Origin of the sequence: Leptospira saintgironsiae (assembly GCF_002811765.1) — a bacterium.
GTDB lineage: Bacteria > Spirochaetota > Leptospiria > Leptospirales > Leptospiraceae > Leptospira_B > Leptospira_B saintgironsiae.
The window spans coordinates 473,113-490,390 of the sequence record NZ_NPDR01000003.1; the positions used below are offsets into that span (position 1 = coordinate 473,113).

13 protein-coding genes and 1 tRNA gene are annotated in these 17,278 nt (G+C 39.9%); 7 read left to right on the plus strand and 7 right to left on the minus strand.

Features of this window, described 5'->3' with window-relative positions; all coding sequences use genetic code 11:
* Positions 1 to 58 precede the first annotated feature (58 nt).
* Both tyrS and CH362_RS09810 read left to right on the plus strand, forming a co-directional pair.
* Positions 59 to 1,276 (plus strand): tyrosine--tRNA ligase, encoded by a 1,218-nt coding sequence (tyrS, locus tag CH362_RS09805; RefSeq protein ID WP_100710162.1) that lies wholly within the window; start codon positions 59 to 61, stop codon positions 1,274 to 1,276.
* Between the two features lie 13 nt (positions 1,277 to 1,289).
* Positions 1,290 to 2,489 (plus strand): polysaccharide deacetylase family protein, encoded by a 1,200-nt coding sequence (locus CH362_RS09810; protein WP_100710163.1) that lies wholly within the window; start codon positions 1,290 to 1,292, stop codon positions 2,487 to 2,489.
* Positions 2,490 to 2,509: 20 nt separating this feature from the next.
* Here the strand turns inward: CH362_RS09810 and CH362_RS09815 are convergent, their stop codons facing one another.
* The 4 genes from CH362_RS09815 to CH362_RS09830 all read right to left on the minus strand — a co-directional run bounded on the left by CH362_RS09815 (position 2,510) and on the right by CH362_RS09830 (position 7,246).
* Positions 2,510 to 5,860 carry an efflux RND transporter permease subunit gene (locus CH362_RS09815; protein ID WP_100710164.1) on the minus strand — a complete coding sequence of 1,117 codons (3,351 nt, stop codon included), beginning with the start codon at positions 5,858 to 5,860 and terminating at the stop codon, positions 2,510 to 2,512.
* Positions 5,861 to 5,897: 37 nt separating this feature from the next.
* Entirely contained in the window at positions 5,898 to 6,428 is a 531-nt protein-coding gene (gene def / locus CH362_RS09820) for a peptide deformylase (RefSeq protein WP_100710165.1), read from the minus strand.
* A 3-nt stretch (positions 6,429 to 6,431) separates the two neighbouring features.
* Entirely contained in the window at positions 6,432 to 7,118 is a 687-nt protein-coding gene (locus CH362_RS09825) for a hypothetical protein (RefSeq protein ID WP_100710166.1), read from the minus strand.
* Positions 7,119 to 7,173: 55 nt separating this feature from the next.
* Positions 7,174 to 7,246, minus strand: a tRNA-Ala gene (locus CH362_RS09830).
* Between the two features lie 62 nt (positions 7,247 to 7,308).
* Between CH362_RS09830 and CH362_RS09835 the strand changes: the two genes are divergently transcribed.
* The 5 genes from CH362_RS09835 (at position 7,309) to CH362_RS09855 (ending at position 15,203) form a co-directional block, all read left to right on the plus strand.
* Positions 7,309 to 7,614 (plus strand): hypothetical protein, encoded by a 306-nt coding sequence (locus tag CH362_RS09835; RefSeq protein ID WP_100710167.1) that lies wholly within the window; start codon positions 7,309 to 7,311, stop codon positions 7,612 to 7,614.
* Positions 7,615 to 7,624: 10 nt separating this feature from the next.
* Positions 7,625 to 10,393: a SpoIIE family protein phosphatase gene (locus CH362_RS09840; protein ID WP_100710168.1), complete on the plus strand. Its 2,769-nt coding sequence runs from the start codon at positions 7,625 to 7,627 to the stop codon at positions 10,391 to 10,393.
* Between the two features lie 13 nt (positions 10,394 to 10,406).
* Entirely contained in the window at positions 10,407 to 10,736 is a 330-nt protein-coding gene (locus CH362_RS09845; RefSeq protein ID WP_008596558.1) for an STAS domain-containing protein, read from the plus strand.
* 66 nt (positions 10,737 to 10,802) lie between these two features.
* The gene (locus CH362_RS09850) at positions 10,803 to 12,455 is read left to right on the plus strand and encodes an acyl-CoA carboxylase subunit beta (protein ID WP_100710169.1); all 1,653 of its coding nucleotides are present in this window, start codon (positions 10,803 to 10,805) and stop codon (positions 12,453 to 12,455) included.
* 6 nt (positions 12,456 to 12,461) lie between these two features.
* Positions 12,462 to 15,203 carry an ATP-binding protein gene (locus CH362_RS09855; RefSeq protein ID WP_100710170.1) on the plus strand — a complete coding sequence of 914 codons (2,742 nt, stop codon included), beginning with the start codon at positions 12,462 to 12,464 and terminating at the stop codon, positions 15,201 to 15,203.
* Between the two features lie 32 nt (positions 15,204 to 15,235).
* Here CH362_RS09855 and CH362_RS09860 read toward each other — a convergent pair whose 3' ends face one another.
* The 3 genes from CH362_RS09860 to CH362_RS09870 are packed head-to-tail and all read right to left on the minus strand — an operon-like array spanning position 15,236 to position 17,274.
* Positions 15,236 to 16,264, minus strand: coding sequence for a protein-glutamate methylesterase/protein-glutamine glutaminase (locus CH362_RS09860; protein WP_100710171.1), 1,029 nt, complete (start codon positions 16,262 to 16,264; stop codon positions 15,236 to 15,238).
* A 6-nt stretch (positions 16,265 to 16,270) separates the two neighbouring features.
* Positions 16,271 to 16,762, minus strand: coding sequence for a chemotaxis protein CheD (locus CH362_RS09865; RefSeq protein WP_100710172.1), 492 nt, complete (start codon positions 16,760 to 16,762; stop codon positions 16,271 to 16,273).
* A 2-nt stretch (positions 16,763 to 16,764) separates the two neighbouring features.
* Positions 16,765 to 17,274, minus strand: coding sequence for a chemotaxis protein CheW (locus CH362_RS09870; RefSeq protein ID WP_100710173.1), 510 nt, complete (start codon positions 17,272 to 17,274; stop codon positions 16,765 to 16,767).
* Between the last annotated feature and the right edge of the window lie 4 nt (positions 17,275 to 17,278).

Below are 17,278 nucleotides of genomic sequence, written 5' to 3' on the forward strand. Positions count from 1 at the left end.
AAGGTCTTCCTGCTTTACAGGCTGATTTCGGTGGGTGAAATTGCAATAAAAGAGCCAAATGGAACCTAAAAAACAAATCGAATTGATACGACGCGGGATTGTCGACCTGATCAGCGAAGAGGAACTTACCTCCAAACTTACCAAAAAAAAGTCCTTAAAAATCAAAGCCGGTTTCGACCCGACAGCTCCAGACCTTCACCTGGGGCATTTCGTTTTACTCAGAAAATTGAGACATTTCCAGGACCTGGGTCACGAGGTGAATTTCCTTCTGGGAGATTTTACTGCGATGATCGGCGATCCTACGGGCAAATCAGAAACCAGAAAAAGACTCTCTAAAGAAGAAGTTCTCAAAAATTCAGAAACCTATCAAAGCCAAGTTTTCAAGGTTTTAGATAAGGAGAAGACCAAGATTGTATATAATTCCCGCTGGTGTTCCGGGATGAATTTTGAAGATGTTCTGGTGCTTACTTCTAAATACAGCGTCGCCCAAATTTTAGAAAGAGATGATTTCAGCAAAAGATATAAAGGCGGACAACCAATCTCTCTGATTGAGTTCCTCTATCCACTTGTACAAGGTTACGACTCTGTAGAAATGGAAGCAGATGTAGAACTCGGTGGAACAGACCAAAAATTCAATCTTCTCGTAGGAAGAGAATTACAGAGAGAATACGGAAAAGAGGCACAATGTGTGATCACACTGCCTCTTTTGGTTGGTTTGGACGGGGTCAAAAAAATGTCCAAATCCCTCGGAAATTACGTGGGGATTACAGAAGAACCAATAGACATGTTCGGAAAACTAATGTCCATCTCAGACGAATTGATGTGGAATTATTTCGAATTATTGACTGATCTTCCTATGGAATCCGTTTCTGATCGCAAAAAAGGTATCCAATCAGGGGAATTACATCCTAAAGAAGTCAAAACGGAACTTGCAAAATTAATAATGGACCAGTTCTCTTCCTCGAATGCTAATTCAGAAGCAATCGAAGAATGGAATAAGGTCCATAATCCAAAAGCAAGAGCCATCCCGGAGAATATTCCGGAAACAAAATTAGGTCCTGAATTTTTCCAAGAATCTGAAACTCCACAGCTGATCTGGGTCCTCGCCAAACTGGGATTCGTTCCATCTGCCTCTGAAGCGAGAAGGTTGATCAAGTCCGGGGGGATTTATGTCGACGAAGAGAAACTTTCGGATGAAAAATTTACTGTAACTAAAAACGCAGAATACTTGATTCGCCAAGGCAAAAAAGGAAAATTCATCCGTCTGGTCAGTTGACCGAAATCAGAACATGCTCAGCGAAGAAGAATCTACAGTACTTTCTAAGACGATTAAGGAAATCCAGGACAACGAAGTAGAATCCGAAGTCCTGGAAAAAAAATTTCGTCAGATCCGGATCGGTTCCTCCGTATTCTTTTTCCTGATCTTAAGTATCACCACTATTTTTGCTTTAGCAAGAAGGCTAGATTCTCTCCAAAACACAGTCCAAAAACAAAATGAAGTCATCTCAGTTCTTTCAGAAGACATTACAAGTTTAAGATTAGAAGAACAACAAAGAGAAGAAGAAGTACTTCGTTTTAAGTCTTCGATCTTGGATGACGTTCCCGACGGCGATCTAAGTGAAGAGGTTAATAAAAACTTAAACTCCCTGCAAGCTATCATTCCTAAACCCGGTACCGGCAAAAACATAAGCAGAGGAAATCCGAATTTTAAGGAAATCTCTCTTACATTCGATTTAGGAACCGGAGAAGACCTTCAAATACTTTATGAATTTATGATGAGGTTCCCGATCAAGGTTACCCTATTCGTTTCTAATGAAAATCCTGCTAAAAAAGGTGGATCTTTATTCTCCAAAACCAATTTAGTTTATCTCAAAAAATTAGCAGCATTAGATGGAAGGGTAGTTTTTGGAAATCATACATGGAGCCATTTTAATTTACCTAGAAGTTTGAAAGAGCCTTCTCTAAGAAAAAGAGCACTTCTAAGTTATGTGGCTGATGAGATCCCAGATTTTAATCTTCTTTTAGAAGAATTAACTTCTGTAGAAGATAAATTTAAGACAATTACTGGGCTTACTCTTACTAAATATTATAGATTGCCTTATGGAGCAGTAGACCAGATCATCTTAGATGTATATGCCACCCAAGGTTATGAAAACCATATTTTTTGGAGCAATAATACAGTAGGTTCTTTAGATGTTCCTGACTTCGTTTATAAGAAATACATCACTAAAAAAGATACTGCTACTGGAAAAACAAAACTAGTTCAAAATCCTCATTATAAAACAAAAGAAGAGATGTTGGATTTTTTATATCGTTGGGAAGCTGCTGACAAAAATGGAATGAATGGTGCAATCATCTTGATGCACTTGGGTTCGCCTAGGCAATCTGAAAAATTGATCTATATTCTTCCTGATTTTATCCAGGCGATGTTAAACAAAGGTTATAAATTTACAACTGTTCCGGAAGTATTAAACGAAAAGCAGGATTGACCCCGCTCTTCGTTTAGTTCTTACTTCTTCTTTTTACCTTTATTATTTGTTAAGACAGGTTCAGGCTCACTCGCAAATTCAGGACTTGGGAAATACACCGGTTTTACTACCTGCTTTTTACCAAAGATCCTTTCCAATAATCCATTAAACCAATTCTGGAAATTATAAAGGTGAAGGTAGAATACAGGCACCATTAGAAGAGTGATAATACTTGCAAATGCGAGCCCCCAACCAAAAGCCAATGCCATCGGAACTAAAAATGGATCGTAACCTCCGATACCGTATGCGGTAGGTAAAAGTCCAAGCACTGTGGTTACAGTAGTTAAGGTCACAGCTCTTAGTCTTAAGTTTCCAGTATCTATTAAGATTTCCTTAATGTTCTTATTTGGATTTTCTCTACGAAGGGTATTCGCAAAGTCTACAAGTACAATTGAGTCGTTTACTACAACTCCCGCAAGACCAACAATTCCAAGCATAGCTAAGAATCCAAAAGATTCTCCATGACTTACGAATGCTAAGATCACTCCAATAAAGGAGAAGGGGATTGCGCTTCCGATAACAAGAGGTTGCATCAAAGATCCAAATTGGGATGCGATGATGATATACATGATGAGAAGTGCCATCAAGAATAGAAATCCTAAAGAACCCATAGACTCCTCTGTATCTTTATTCTCTCCACCGAAGCGAACAATATAGCCTGGATACTTATCTATGATTTTTTCTTGTTCCGCTAATAATTTAGCAGAGGCATTTGCTTCTCTGGAGTTGGCTTGTTTTCCGCCAGCTAAGTTTGCCGTAACAGTAAGTAAACGTTTTCCATCCAAATGATTGATATTGGAAACACCTGGAAGTTTTTGCATCGTTACCAATCGAGAAACTGGGATCATCTTTCCGATAGAATTTGAAACATACACTTGATTCAAACTATCCACAGATTTTCTGTATGATTCAGGAAAGCGGACTTTTACTTCTACTTCTTCGTCGGTTCTTTTGATCTTGGTTGCAACAGTTCCTTGGAACGCAGTATTGATCGCTTGTGCAACTCTGAATACTGAAACTCCAGCAGTGGAAGCAAGTGATTCGCTGACTTTGATTCTGACTTCGTCTTTACCTTCATTGAAGTCGTCGGCAATATCAGTGACTCCTTTTACTTTTCCGAGCACTGTCTTGTATTCAGCTGCAATTTTGAGAAGAGTATCATAATTATCTCCTCTGATCTCAATCGCCACAGGTTTTCCTACAGGAGGTCCTCCAGAAACTTTTTCGTATTCTAGAGCGATCAGTTTTCCTCTAAGAGATTCAAATTCTTCTGGGATTACTGTAGGTTCAGGAATATCACAAGGGTTTTTAGTTTCTTCTGCTTCTTTTTGGATCTTCTCCTCTTCTATCTTGCGAGAAGTTTCATTGAGTAACCAAAGAGTTTTCCTTCTAAGTTTTTGGATGATATCGTCAGTTTTATGGCATTTTTTACGGTTTTCTTCCGCGGTCAAATAAGCCATTACCATTCCGTAATGTTTCCCTCTTTTAGTAAAAGGATCATTCGGATTTGCTTGGATAATTCCTACACGAGTTGCATAATTCTCTAGATCTTCCTGAGGAACTTTTGCGATCTCCTTTTCAATCACTTCTAAATAACGATAGGTCTCATTCAAACTTGCACCGGTTTTTGCAGTCACCTTTACATAAAATTGGTCTACTGAACCTGGGAATAATTTGAATTTAGAAAATAATATCTGGATGATAAAACTTACGATCAATAAGGCAACAATTCCGCCTGTCATTTTCCATGGATTGTTTAACGCAAATCGGAGTGCAGGAACATATTTAGTATTTCTAAATTTAGAAAACCATCCAGATTCTTCTTTGATCTCTCCTGCCTTTACTCCACCTTTATTAATATCGTACAAGTGGTTTGGAAGAATAAAAAATGCTTCTGCAAGAGATGCGCAGAGAGCGATAATTACAACAAGTGGAATACTAAATACAAACTTACCGAAAATTCCTGGCATGAATAGAAGAGGAGCAAACGCTGCGATTGTTGTAGTAACAGTTGCGGTAACTGGAGAAACCACTTCTAAGGTTCCCTTTAAAGTGGCCTCATAAGGAGGAAGTCCCTCTTCGATATATCTATATACGTTCTCGCATATAATGATAGCATCATCCACAAGGATACCTACGACCAAGACGAGTCCAAACATCGAGATCAGGTTTAAGGTCAACCCGAACTGATCCATTATGAAGAATGTAGCCCCAAAAGATACGGGGATCCCGAGAGCGGTCATAAGAGCCACTCTCCATCCTAAAAAGAAGAATAGAGATCCGGTTACTAAGATCATTCCGAATGCAGCATTTGAGATTAAAACGTTTAATCTGCGTCTGATATATTTAGAAAGATCATTTACGAATGCGTATTGGAATTCCGGAGAACCTTGGCGGAATTTTTCTACAGTAGATTTTACACTGTCTACTACTTTGATCGCATCTGCACTCTGTCTTTTTAGAACAGTTAGAGCTACAGTTTTAGTTCCATTTACATTCTCTATATAATCAGCTTCTCTTAAACCCTCGGTAACTCTCGCAACATCTTGGATACGGATTGCATTTCCGATCTCGTTTCCTCTAACATGTACTTTGGAAATTTCTTCAGGGGTGTCGAATTCTCCGATTGTCCTAAGGATAATCTCCTTATCTATACCTGTTACATTCCCACCTGGAACGTTTACGTTACGATTTCTTAATGCGCCTATTACATCCTGGCCAGTCAGATAAAAACCGAATAGACTATTCGGTAGAATATCCACTTGCATTTCGGTTTCTCTCCAACCTCTACGAGAAACCTTGGCCACTCCTGAAATATCTAAAAGTGCCTGTTCTACTATTTTTGCTTGTGCGCGTAATTTTTTCTCTGCTTCGACTGATCCATCATCTTCTTTTAATGTGATTGAAACTTCGATTACTGGAGTTCTTGCAGTTGTGATCTCCGTTACAATTGGATCTTCTACTTCTTCTGGAAGATCTTCTACCCGGTCTATGGCAGATTTGATATCATCCACCACCTTTTGGGTATCCTTCGTATCAGGATCTAATGTGATTACGATCCCGGATCTACCTTCGATAGAAGCGGATCTATATTCTTTGATCCCATCCACTTCTTTGATCGCCTTTTCAAGTGGGTTAGTGACTAACTTTTCTACCTCTTGGGGAGAAGCACCCAGATATAAAGTAGAGATAGAAACTATATCGAAGTTGATATTTGGGAATGCTTCTCTGTTCATCTTAACTGCAAGAAAACTTCCGGCAAGAATGATCAGAACAGTGAGTAGGTTTACGAAGATACTTTTCGAGAGGAAATATTCGATGATACTTTTCATAGGGGTATTCTGCTTAATGGGTTAGGGGAGAAGTTTTTTAGTCCAGGATAGGACCGCTTAATTCCATGGAATCATTGAACCCGAACATTTTTGTACTCTTTAATCTATCTACGTACAAAACTCCGTGCAAGTGATCACATTCATGTTGGTATACGATTGCGGAATATCCCTCGATTGTTTCTTCGTGAGAGTTTCCTTTTTCATCCATCCATTTCATTTGGATCTTATTAGGTCTTTCTACAAAACCCCTCATACCCGGAACGGAAAGACAACCTTCCCAGTTACCGTCTACTGAATCAGTAATTGGTTTGATCTCTGGATTAATAAGTATCCTTTCCGGAACTCTAGATGGACTATCATCTTCCGGGTCGGAACCTACTACCACGATCTTCTTCATGATACCGATCTGAGGAGCAGCAAGGCCCACGCCGTCTGCATGTCTCATTGTATCGAACATATCCCGGATCAATTTTTTGAACTCTTTGGTTCCCAGCTCGTCGGGATGAACATCATCGCTGGTTTTTCTTAGGAGGGGATCGCCGATTTTGAGAATTTTACGCACTGACATTTTTCAGAACCTTGTCCTAGAGCTATCCTTCACCGGTTTTTGCCCACCAGATTTTAAGAATGGTTCTAGGATTTTAGACAGCATTCCAGTGGTCGGTTCTGAAAATCTTGGATTTTGAGCTTCCCATCTAAATACCGAAGTTCCGACAGAAATGTTCTGTAATATTTCCGCCTGGGTTTCCAAAGGACCGACGGTCCTAGGGAGAAGTAAACCTATAGGGCATTTCGCCTTTTGGGAATATAGATCTTCTTTTTCCAATCCGTTCCAAAGCTTTTCTAAACCAAATGGGTCCAAAAAGAACTTAGGGATCTGGGTCAAATTTCTCAAAAACCAATCCGTTTTTTCTAAAATGGAAGCAGAGTATCCAGATACTGGCAAAGGATTGGGGAAAATCAGAAATGCTAAAAGTATTTTGTCGTTAGGTTGGGTGAGAAGTGGCCATATCAATCTCGCGGAAAATCCTTCCGCAATTAGAATTTGTTTCTTCTTTCTCTTCCTCAGAAAATCCAAAATATCTTCATTTGAAAATCCTGAAAATTTCTCAGGACCTTCTGCCACAGTAAGATAATAATCGGAAGAAAGTTCTGGGGTGAAGGACCTGTCAAAAGAATGTAAGGGGTCCCGAAGCCAAAGCACTTCGTCTTTTTTGGGATTTCCCCGGCTTGTAAAAGTCCAATGATTCTCTCGCATTAGTCTTGACAGTGATTATGAATGGAAACTATCTATTAGGTTCGGCGTTGGTGTGTGGAGACGAGGGGAATCGAACCCCCGACCTTTTGAATGCCATTCAAATGCTCTCCCAACTGAGCTACATCCCCTCTGATTCCAATATGGTCTCGTTGGGCGCACTGTCAATATATATTATTTTAGGAGCAATCGGATGAGCGATTCCGTCGAGGAGCTACAGAAAAAAATAAAAATCCAAAACGATATCATCAAAGGTTATGAAAAAGTTTTGAGATTGAACGAGCAAGAGTTGGAAAACGCGGATGAGATCATTCGTATGTACGAAACTATCATTCAATATTCCGGACAAGAATTAAAAGATGTTAAAGAAGCTTTCGATGCAACTTCAGTAGTGACTAACTTATCTAGAGATGAATTGATTTCCGCAATGAATCGTATCAAAGAACTTGAGCACGCTAATAAAAGACTGAGGGAAGAATCCCTTAAATTCCAATCCTAATTTTCCGACCTTGACCCAGATAAAAAAACAGGAGACCCTACTCAGAAGTCGAAGTGACGGTTCCTTCTTTTTAGAAGAAGGTTTGGGGGTCTCCTCTATCTTTGATAGTTTTTTGAGAGAGGCAATCGCACTCACTCACGCTGACTTAGGTGGAATATTTTCTACAACAGAGTCTTCTAATATACGACAAATCTCCGGTCGTAATGAAAGAGAACTCATCGAAGCTGCACATTGGGCATTCTCTCAATCAGGAAAAGATCTACTTTTAGAAAAAGGCAAAACACCTCCTTGGGCAAAATCACCTAGCAGTTATCCGCTTTTAGTGGTTCGGTTAAAAGTAGATGATCTTGACTCCAGTCTAAAAGCAAATCGCGCAAGTTACGCAGTTTTAGTTTTACAGGGTAAAACAACTGCAGATCGTTTTTCTAAAACTGATTTTGAACTTCTTCGTACTACATGTAAAACAGTAGGAAGATTATTAAAAGAATCTCATGTATCTGGAGATGCGTCTCTCGTCACTCTTTCCTTGCTTGCTACCACTCAATTGGTCCTAGAAGCCGCGCAAGCAAAAAGACAATCAGAACGTTTTGACTTCTTACTCACTGAAGTAATCAGGGTTTCCGGTCTAATCAATTCTTCCTTAGATCTTTCTCAGCTTTTAGAAGCGATCATGCTTTCTTCTAAGACTGTATTTAGAACGGAAGCATGTAGCGTTCTCCTTTTAGATGAATCCAAAGAATATCTATACTTTCACACGGTACTTGGCGAAAAAAGTGAGGCAGTCACTAAGATGCAGGTTCCTGTTGGAAAGGGTGTGGCAGGTCTTGTAGTTAGAGAACGTAAACCAATGATCATCAATGACGCTCAAAATGATGATCGGGTTTATAAAGAAGTGGATAAGGCTTCTCAATTCACAACACGAAATATTATGGCTGCACCACTCGTTGCAAACGACGAAGTAATTGGTGTAATTGAAGCGATCAACACAGTAGATAGAGAAAAGTTTACTGGAGAAGATCTAGAACTTTTTTTAAGCTTTTCTGGAACTTCCGCGTTAGCGATCCAAAAGACAGGACTTCTTCAAAACTTAGAGAATGCGAACAAGGATCTTCGCAAGAAAGTTTCTGAATTAGAGTCCTTATTTGATTTATCACAAGCAGTTAGTCTTTCTACAAATAGATTGGGTCTAGTCAGAAAGTCGATCCGGCTCATCATTAGAGAGTTGGATGCAAGTGTTGCTGGTATCTTCTTATACAGCCTTTCTAAAGAGAATTATATAAACTGCGCTTATTATGACGGAAAATCTGAAAAGATAGATAGATTTTCAGAAGATGAAATTTCAGGAACTCAGGTTATATCCAGTGTAATAGAAGGTCTCCCAGTCTTAAAAAGAGATATTTTAGACCAACCGTTCGCCCATGAGTTGGACAGAAGATATTTAAAAGGTTCTTATATTATTGTTCCATTATTCTTATCCAGTGGGGAGCCTTACGGGGCCTTGACTGTTGCGGATAGAAAGGATAAACTTTCTTATCAGGATTCGGACTTCCGATTATTGCAAACAATGGCTTCCCAATTTACAAAGGGATTTGAAGCTTTCCGTCTTAGAACGGAGATGTTGGAGAAAAAAGCGATCCAACAAGAAATGGAAATTACTAGGAAGATCCAACAGAATATCCTTCCTTCCGAAAAAGTATTTCATTCCAATTTTGATCTGGGAATTCTATCTGTGCCGGCTAAAGATGTATCCGGAGATTTTTATGATTATTACCAGTACAGCGACGGTCAGTATTCATTTTTGATCGCAGATGTTTCCGGAAAAAGTTTGCCTGCGGCTCTATTTATGGCGATGAGCTCTTCTATCATTAGAACTCTTGCTAGAAATCATGATCTAAGTCCTGAAGAAATTTTAAGACAAGGAAATGAGTTAATTTTCGAAGATTCCCATTTCGGAATGTTTGTAACTGCATTCTTCATACATTATAATCCCTCCTTGTTCACAATTGAATATGCGTCCGCAGGGCATAACGACCAAGTTTGGATCAAAGAAGATGGCTCTTACGAATTATTAAAAGGCCAGGGGCCTCCACTTGGTGTAATCCCGACTGCAAAATACAAGGGTGGAAATTTTACAGTTAAACCTGGAGATATTTTTGTTCTCTATACTGACGGCGCGGTAGAAGAAAAAGACGCCCAAGGAAATGAGTTTGGTCTGGAAAGAATGATAGAAGAGATCAAATCCAGAAGACATCTTCCTGCTAGAAAAATTGTGGAAGAACTCTACGCCACCATTCGCGCCTTCTCCTCAGGAAAAGAACCATTCGATGATTTCACTGTGCTTCTATTGAAGTACAATAACGATTTCCAATTTTTCAGGACTTTTGATGCAAATACCGGTCAAATTCCTATCTTCAGAGAATTTATATATGATGCGATCAAAGTCAGAAATCTGCCTGATTTTCTGAGGGACGATATTCTTTTGGCGGGGGACGAGGCGGCTACAAATATTGTAATGCACGGCTATAAAGATACTCTGCTCAGAAATCCGAAATTCGATTGTAAAATTCGGTTCACTGAAGATTCTATCACGATCGTGCTGACCGATTCCGGAAAAGGTTTCGACAGAACGAATGTGAAAGACCCGTCCATAGAGGAAAACCTCACCGGAAAAAGAAAAGGCGGATTCGGTGTGTACCTAATAGAGACATTAATGGACGTGGTAGATTATAAAATGGAAGAGGGAAGAAACATACTCACCCTCCAGAAATTTTTCCGCTGACTACGAGGGCAAAATGGAACTGACGGTAGAAATAAAAGGGAATTCTAGAGTGATCCATCTTATAGGGAATATGGATGTTCATAATACCCATAGGGTCGAACAGGCGTTCATGGATCATATCCGTAAAGCTACCGAGCCTAATATCGTCTTAGATATGTCCAACGTAGAGTTCGTTTCTTCTGCAGGTTTAAGAGTTATAGTTGGTTCTTTAAGAGTTTGTAAGGAAAGAGAGATCCAACTCAAACTTGCAGCTTTACGCCCAGCAGTTCGTAAGGTTTTCGAGATCATAGATATGGATTCCCTTTTTAAGATCTATGATACTGTAGATTCTAGCCTCCAATAAATCCTTTTACTTAAACCGCGGTTTTTAGCTTTCCTCCCTGGCCTTTCTCTAAAAACTGTGTACCGTATGTCGGAACAAGCGTACTCTATAAATAATCCGTTTCAATCTTCTGATCCATCGGAATCCCAACCCGTTTCCAGTATTTACGACGATGCCAATGCAATGGGCAAAGAGTTATTGGAGAAACCTCTACAAGGTGGAGGAACGGATAGGATCCTAGTACAACATTCTAAAGGAAGAATGACTGTTTGGGAAAGGATCAAAGTCCTTACTAATTCAGAACCTAATATTCTCTACCAAAACTGGGGAAAAAATTTAGATGGGGCTTCCTTAATAACAGGTATTTTAAATATTAACGGAAGGGACGTAGCAATCTACGGACATGACTTCACTCTTAGAGCGGGGTCCATGGATGCTACGAACGGAAACAAACTCGCAAGACTTATCTATATGGCAGGGGAACATGGTATTCCTCTGATCGGTATGAACGACTCTGCAGGTGCATATGTTCCTGCTGGGGTTGGTGGTCTGGACGGATACTCCGAAGCATTCACCGCGCTCAGAAAAATCAGCGGTGTAGTTCCAAGCTTGATGTTAATGTTTGGATTTAACGCGGGTGGTGGAGCTTATCTTCCGAGACAAGGTTCCTTTATGATCCAACCGGAGAATACATTCTTCGGATTGACCGGGCCTGGAGTTGTTAAATCAGTTTTAGGTGAGGATATTAGCGCTGATGATCTGGGAGGACCAAAAGTCCACGGACAAAGCGGTGTAGTTGACTTAGTAACTAATGACGAGTTAGGAGCTTTAAGAACAGCACTCAGACTTCTATCCTATCTTCCTGATAATAGTTCAAGTGCAGCACCTTTCCATCCAACTTCAGATCCTACTGATAGATTTATCTACGAAGAAGAGATCTTATTCAAAAAAACATTCAATTCTCCTACAGGGATGAATACGCCATTTGATATCACATTATATATTCAGAATATTTGTGATCATGGTCAGTATTTCGAGATCCAACCTCAAAGATCCAGAAACCTGGTTACTGCATTCGGTAGATTGGGTGGACATGTGGTGGGATTTGTTGCGAATAACTCTGCAGTTTCTTCCGGTCAGATAGATATCGGTGCGGCAAGAAAAGGTACAAGATTTATCCGTTTCTGTAACGTGTATAATATTCCTTTAGTATTCTTAGAAGATACTACTGGTTTCTTACCTGGAAAAGAGCAGGAACAAAACGGTATCGTTTTAGAAGGAAGAAAACTTTTAGATTCGATCATCGATATCCGCACTCCAAGATTAACCCTTATCATCAGAAACGCATTCGGTGGAGCTTACGCAAGTTTTAACTCTTACCATACTGGTGCGGACATGGTATTTGCACTTCCTACTGCAAGGATTGCGGTAATGGGACCTGCAGGTAAGGATTACGTTTACAAAGACGAAATCACTGCTATCCAAAAAGAATATAAGGAAAATCTGAAGAATGGTGCATCTGAAAAAGATGCTGCAGCAGCCAGGGACAAAAAACTTCAAGTTCTCTCTCAGAAATATGAGAAAGAACTCATGAATCCTAAGGAAGCATTGTCTTTAGGTTCTGTTTCCAGGATTGTTCTTCCGGGAACCACCAGAAACATCCTATTCAAAAATTTAGATTATTTAATCCGACACTACAAACCTGGACCAATGTCCGGACCTCAAAGGGAATTCGAGTAAACTCAGATGATCGACTACCAAAATCGGCGCATTACATTTCGCGAATCTACTTCTCCTTGGATCCATTCTTTCTCCTTAGAGACGATCAAATGTTTGATCGTTTGCCGAGGACCAGTTCGAAAAGAGGCAATGGAAATTTTCGACCAGATCGGGATCAGAGAATACGGTATCTTACTTTCAGAAAAAGATTCAGTTGTTTATCCAATGGCACTCGCTCCGGAACTTAGAGATTTTAGATTCCCTTCTAATATCCACAGAGTTCCTGATTATATGGGAGCAGGTGCAGAAGAAAAAGCTGCAAGGATCAAACAAATCATCCAAATCGCAAAAGATAATGGATACACTCATATCTTTGCCGGTTACGGATTTATGGCAGAAGATTCCGAGTTCATCGAGGCAATCGAAGAAAGCGGAATTACCTTTATGGGACCTTCTTCCCATGTAGCTCACCAAGCAGGATCTAAGGACGAGGCAAAAAAACTCGCACGTAAACTGAATGTTTCCGTAACTCCAGGTGTGGACACAATATCAGCAACTTGCCTTCTTAAAAAAGCAAAAGACGAAAAAGCGTTAGTTGCACTTGCGAAAGAAAAGGGACTAAACTACACTTACGATTCTTCCATTTCTATTGAAGAAAATGCAGAGGCATTATTATATGCTGGTTACGAGAAAATCGTAGAATTAGTAACTATTCCTGAATTGCAAGCTCAGGCAGAAATTGAAACTGCTGAAATCTGGAAAAAATATCCAAGCAACCGTATTCGTTTTAAATACGTAGGCGGTGGTGGTGGAAAAGGCCAAAGGGTAGTTTCCAAACCGGAAGAAGTAAAAACTGCAGTACAAGAAATATTATCAGAATCTAAAGTAACTGCTCCGGGTTCTAACAGAAACTTTTTGATAGAATTAAATATCGAAAAGACCAGACACAACGAGATCCAGTTGATCGGTAACGGAGAATGGTGTTTGGCTTTAGGTGGAAGGGACTGTTCGGTTCAGATGCACGAGCAAAAACTTCTTGAGATCTCTCTTACTCAGGAACTTCTACAAAACGAAATCGCTATTCTAGAAAAAACATCTCCTAAAAAAGCAGAGATCATGAAGGCAGACCTTCAAGTCCTCAAAGAAATGGAAGAGCAATCCGAAAGATTCGGAGAAGCAGTCTCTTTAAATAGTGTTTCCACCTTCGAGTTGATTGTAGAAGGGACCAATCACTTCTTCATGGAGATGAATACCAGGATCCAAGTAGAACATAGAGTTACAGAAATGGTTTACTCTTTGAAGTTCACTAATCCTGAAAACAAATCTGAATTCTTTATCGTAGACAGCTTGATCGAGGCTATGGCACTTATTGCTCTTCACGGAAAAAGACTGCCTAAGCCAGAACGTGTAGTTAGAAATATTTCTGGTGCAGAAGTTCGTATCAACGCGACCAATAAGGCGATCCAACCTCATGCCGGTGGTGTCATCTTAAATTGGTCCAAACCTTTACCGGAAGAGATCAGAGATGACCAAGGAATTTCCGTTAGAAATCCTGATACTGGTTTATTCGTACATTATAAAGTAGCTGGTGCTTACGATTCAAACATCGCACTTTTGATCACCTACGGAACTAGTAGAGAAGACAACCTTCGTAAACTTGGAAATATTCTTAGAAAGACCGAGCTTAGAGGTCAGGATCTACAGACCAACTTACTTGTTCATTATGGTCTAATCCATTGGATCTTAGGAAAAGATCCTTTATTCAAACCTTCTACAGCTTTTATGATCTCTTATCTTGCTGCGGTGGGCGCTCTCGAGAGCCTAGGCAAGGATATTGATTTAGAGGTTGCTTGGACAAAAGTTCTTTCTAATGCTCCAGCAGAAGGGAAGAAGGTTCTATCTCGCAAACTTACCCTGATCACAAGACCTCTTGCCGAACTACTTGCAGACGCTCATGTTTTAGCAGGATTTTTAGGGTATCATGAGAATGTTTCCTGGAAAATTGAAAAAGATCAAGTGGTTTGGGTCCGAAATCCAATCTATATTCTTTCTGACCTTTACTATTATCTGCATATGGAAGGTGAATTACATCAATCTCCTTCTGAACAGATTTGGGATCATGACCAACAAGTTTTACAATCTGCATTAGCATTTTATAAAGAACTAGAAAAACTAACCGGCAAAAAAGCTGATTCTGCAGATTGGGATTCCGTATTTGCGGGAAAAGCTCCTGCCGGTGTTGACGCATCTGTTTGGGCAAATGCTATCTCTTCTCACAAGGGATTCCAAATCGGATTGGAATTACTTAAAATCATTCCGAACCTTGGAAACAAATCAGGTTTCTATAAACTTGGCGTGGATGAGAACTTAGAACCAGTAATCCCTGAAGAATTTAAGAAGGCAGATACAAGAGACGCATTCATTAAATTTTTGGCACCTGCTCCTAAGGCAAGTTCGGATGAGATCGTTTCTCCAATGGGTGGAATGTTCTACTCTAAGGAAGCTCCTGATCTTCCAGCAATGGTGAATGAAGGTGAACACTTCAAAGCGGGCCAACCTCTGTTTATCGTAGAAGTAATGAAAATGTTCAATAAGATCACCGCTCCATTCTCTGGAACTATCAAGAATGTAGTATTGAAAGACAGTGATGGAAAGATCATCCAAAAAGGTCAGACTATCTTTAAGATCGTTCCAGACGAGGTCGTTAAGATCGAAACTCCGGAAGAGATCCAAGATAGAAAGAATAAGGTGACTTTTTCACTTCTATAAAGTTTCAAACCTCTAAGATTCTCGCCTAGGTATTAACCGGCGAGAATCTCGGAAGGAACATCTCCTAAGGAAAGTATCTTTTCCGCAGCTCCTCTTTCTATCGCTTCTCTTGGCATTCCAAATACAACAGAACTTGCTTCATCTTGTGCAATTGTTCTTCCGCCTGCTTGCCTAATTTCTAATAGTCCAGCGGCACCATCTGATCCCATACCTGTAAGTAAAAATGCTTTTGCGTTACGTCCTACATGTTTTGCGACTGAATGGAATAATACATCCACAGAGGGCCTATGACGATTTACGAGTGGTCCATCTGATATCCTGACTATAAATTGAGCTCCACTTCCAACTACTTCCATATGTCTATTTCCTGGAGCGATAAGAGCGGTCCCTTCTTGTATCCGATCTCCGTCTTTTGCTTCTCTTACAGTAATTTTGCAGATCTTATCTAAACGATTTGCAAATGCCTCCGTAAATTTTTCAGGCATATGTTGTACGATCACAATTCCGGGGCTATTTGCAGGAAGAGAAGTCAGAATATCCTCTAATGCTATTGTTCCACCTGTCGAAGTTCCAATTGCTACGATCCTATCAGTCGTTGCAATTTTTGTAAAATCAAGACCATTCGTTTTGGGAGAAGGAGCTGAAATTTGATGTTTCAGTTTGGAAATGGATGCTGAACGAATACATTCTCCCAAATAAACAGCAGAATCTTCTAAAAAATCTTTTAGACCAATTTTAGGTTTGGTCACAATTCCGACTGCGCCTTCTTTCAAAGCAACCCATGCTGTCTCAGAAGATTCTTCTGCAAGAGAAGAACAGATCAACACAGGAGTAGGGTGGGTATGCATGATCTTTTTTAAAAAACTGATCCCATCCATCCTTGGCATTTCAATATCCAGAACGATTACGTCAGGCCATCTTTCTGACTTTCCTAATTTCTCTAAAGCAAACACAGGATCAGGAGAAGATCCAATCACTTTTATATCAGAATTCATTTCAAGGACTTGTTTGAGTACGGATCGGACTACTGCGGAATCATCTATAATATATACGTATATCATGTTTTATTAATTTTTAGGATTTTCCATATAAACTTCCCCGTCCCAAAGAGAAAAATATATTTTCCGGTGGGATTTACCCCCGGTATTAGAAGCGGTCAGATCTATATTTGCTTTACGGACCAAATCCAAGACAGACTCCACATTTTTTTCGCCTATTTCGACGATCTTTTTTACTTCTTCTAATTTGTCTTCTTCCGGAGAAAACATAGAAGCTCCTCCAAATATTTTGCAAACAAATCTGCCTGGTCTTTCTCCCAGCTTTTGGAATTGTTTTAGGAAACTTTCTAAAGCATCATCTGCATATTTTGGATGAGGTTCTGGAACGTTAGAAGGTCTTTTAGGGAGCATGATATGAGCCATTCCTCCAACCTTAGAATAAGGATGCCAAAAACATAATGCGACACATGAACCTAAGAGTGTGCGGATCCTTGTACCATTTTCTCCCCAATAAAAACCTCCTGGTTGGAGAAAAATGTCCTTAACTATCTCGGGTTCCATTTTTAACCCGCGGAGACTGCGTTAGCCGCTTCTTCTTTGGTTTCCTCCAATGCGGTCAATTCTTCTACAGTTAACAAGCGGAGAAGGTTTAGTAATAGAATAAATCCACTCGCTTGCCTTGCCATTCCTGCCAAAAAATCCACGCGTATCCTGGATCCAAATGTAGGAGGAGGTTCAATTTCAGAAGAAGGTATACTCAATACTTCATATACAGCCTCCACGATAAGACCTATATCCATCCTAGCTCCGTTTATTGATTCAGGAACTTCCACGATCACTATACAGGTTCTTTTGTCCGGCGAATGTTTTTTTCTGAAAAACTTATCACATACATCCAAAACTGGGACTACATTTCCTCTTAGATTGATTACCCCCGGAATAAAAGAGGGCATCATTGGAACAGTAGTCACATGAGTGTATTCTAAGATCTCTTTTACGTTCAGAAGCCCTATTCCGAAAGTTTCCTCTCCGATCTTGAAGGTCAAATACTGGTTGTCTTCGAAAGTGCTCACTGTC